The organism is Pantoea rwandensis (assembly GCF_002095475.1).
Lineage (GTDB): Bacteria > Pseudomonadota > Gammaproteobacteria > Enterobacterales > Enterobacteriaceae > Pantoea > Pantoea rwandensis.
The window spans coordinates 1-3,100 of the sequence record NZ_MLFR01000059.1 but is presented as its reverse complement, the minus strand read 5'-3'; the positions used below and the strand labels follow the sequence as shown (position 1 = coordinate 3,100).

General features: G+C 52.5%; 1 rRNA gene. It reads right to left on the bottom strand.

The features are described 5' to 3' along the window. Positions 1 to 47: 47 nt before the first annotated feature. Positions 48 to 2,957: ribosomal RNA gene (locus tag HA51_RS26740) — 23S ribosomal RNA — on the bottom strand. Positions 2,958 to 3,100: the final 143 nt, after the last annotated feature.

The window sequence follows — 3,100 nt, the reverse complement described above, 5'->3', positions numbered from 1 at the left end:
GCTGAAAATCGACTTCTGCGTCTCTCAAAAAACGCCTCTGGCGTTGTAAGGTTAAGCCTCACGGGTCATTAGTACCGGTTAGCTCAATGCATCGCTGCACTTACACATCCGGCCTATCAACGTCGTAGTCTTCAACGTCCCTTCAGGACTCTCAAGGAGTCAGGGAGAACTCATCTCGGGGCAAGTTTCGTGCTTAGATGCTTTCAGCACTTATCTTTTCCGCACTTAGCTACCGGGCAATGCCATTGGCATGACAACCCGAACACCAGTGGTGCGTTCACTCCGGTCCTCTCGTACTAGGAGCAACCCCCCTCAATTCTCCAGCGCCCACGGCAGATAGGGACCGAACTGTCTCACGACGTTCTAAACCCAGCTCGCGTACCACTTTAAACGGCGAACAGCCGTACCCTTGGGACCTACTTCAGCCCCAGGATGTGATGAGCCGACATCGAGGTGCCAAACACCGCCGTCGATATGAACTCTTGGGCGGTATCAGCCTGTTATCCCCGGAGTACCTTTTATCCGTTGAGCGATGGCCCTTCCATTCAGAACCACCGGATCACTATGACCTGCTTTCGCACCTGCTCGAGCCGTCACTCTCGCAGTCAAGCTGGCTTATGCCATTGCACTAACCTCCTGATGTCCGACCAGGATTAGCCAACCTTCGTGCTCCTCCGTTACTCTTTGGGAGGAGACCGCCCCAGTCAAACTACCCACCAGACACTGTCCGCAGCCCGGATCACGGGCCTACGTTAGAACATCAAACATTAAAGGGTGGTATTTCAAGGTTGGCTCCACGCAGACTGGCGTCCACGCTTCAAAGCCTCCCACCTATCCTACACATCAAGGCTCAATGTTCAGTGTCAAGCTATAGTAAAGGTTCACGGGGTCTTTCCGTCTTGCCGCGGGTACACTGCATCTTCACAGCGATTTCAATTTCACTGAGTCTCGGGTGGAGACAGCCTGGCCATCATTACGCCATTCGTGCAGGTCGGAACTTACCCGACAAGGAATTTCGCTACCTTAGGACCGTTATAGTTACGGCCGCCGTTTACCGGGGCTTCGATCAAGAGCTTCTCCTTGCGGATAACCCCATCAATTAACCTTCCGGCACCGGGCAGGCGTCACACCGTATACGTCCACTTTCGTGTTTGCACAGTGCTGTGTTTTTAATAAACAGTTGCAGCCAGCTGGTATCTTCGACTGGCTTCAGCTCGGGGAGCAAGTCCCTTCACCTACGCGCCAGCGTGCCTTCTCCCGAAGTTACGGCACCATTTTGCCTAGTTCCTTCACCCGAGTTCTCTCAAGCGCCTTGGTATTCTCTACCTGACCACCTGTGTCGGTTTGGGGTACGATTTCGTGTTACCTGGAGCTTAGAGGCTTTTCCTGGAAGCAGGGCATCAGTTACTTCACCACCGTAGTGGCTCGTCATCACACCTCAGCGTTAAAAAGAGTCCGGATTTACCTAAACTCTCCGCCTACATGCTTAAACCGGGACAACCGTCGCCCGGATAACCTAGCCTTCTCCGTCCCCCCTTCGCAGTAACACCAAGTGCAGGAATATTAACCTGCTTCCCATCGACTACGCTTTTCAGCCTCGCCTTAGGGGTCGACTCACCCTGCTCCGATTAACGTTGAACAGGAACCCTTGGTCTTCCGGCGAGCGGGCTTTTCACCCGCTTTATCGTTACTTATGTCAGCATTCGCACTTCTGATACCTCCAGCAAACCTCACAGTTCACCTTCAACGGCTTACAGAACGCTCCCCTACCCAACAACGCATAAGCGTCGCTGCCGCAGCTTCGGTGCATGGTTTAGCCCCGTTACATCTTCCGCGCAGGCCGACTCGACCAGTGAGCTATTACGCTTTCTTTAAATGATGGCTGCTTCTAAGCCAACATCCTGGCTGTCTGTGCCTTCCCACATCGTTTCCCACTTAACCATGACTTTGGGACCTTAGCTGGCGGTCTGGGTTGTTTCCCTCTTCACGACGGACGTTAGCACCCGCCGTGTGTCTCCCGTGATAACATTCTTCGGTATTCGCAGTTTGCATCGGGTTGGTAAGCCGGGATGGCCCCCTAGCCGAAACAGTGCTCTACCCCCGAAGATGAGTTCACGAGGCGCTACCTAAATAGCTTTCGGGGAGAACCAGCTATCTCCCGGTTTGATTGGCCTTTCACCCCCAGCCACAAGTCATCCGCTAATTTTTCAACATTAGTCGGTTCGGTCCTCCAGTTAGTGTTACCCAACCTTCAACCTGCCCATGGCTAGATCACCGGGTTTCGGGTCTATACCCTGCAACTTAACGCCCAGTTAAGACTCGGTTTCCCTGCGGCTCCCCTATACGGTTAACCTTGCTACAGAATATAAGTCGCTGACCCATTATACAAAAGGTACGCAGTCACCCTGATAAATCAAGGCTCCCACTGCTTGTACGTACACGGTTTCAGGTTCTGTTTCACTCCCCTCGCCGGGGTTCTTTTCGCCTTTCCCTCACGGTACTGGTTCACTATCGGTCAGTCAGGAGTATTTAGCCTTGGAGGATGGTCCCCCCATATTCAGACAGGATACCACGTGTCCCGCCCTACTCTTCGAACTCACAATATGTGCATTTTTGTGTACGGGAGTATCACCCTGTACCCTGCGACTTTCCAGACGCTTCCACTAATGCACAAACTGATTCAGGTTCTGGGCTGTTCCCCGTTCGCTCGCCGCTACTGGGGGAATCTCGGTTGATTTCTTTTCCTCTGGGTACTTAGATGTTTCAGTTCCCCAGGTTCGCCTCGCAACACTATGTATTCATGTTGCGATGATGCACTGAGTGCACCGGGTTTCCCCATTCGGACATCGTCGGCTGTAGCGGTTCATATCACCTTACCGACGCTTTACGCAGATTAGCACGTCCTTCATCGCCTCTGACTGCCAGGGCATCCACCGTGTACGCTTAGTCGCTTAACCTCACAACCCACAGGCGTTTTGCAACGCATGCGAATCGCAAGCATTTGAGAGACTCGAACATGTTGTTATTCATTTCTTATTACGGAGAAATGAACCAACACGTCGTTTCAATTTTCAGCTTGTTCCGGATTGTTAAAGAGCAA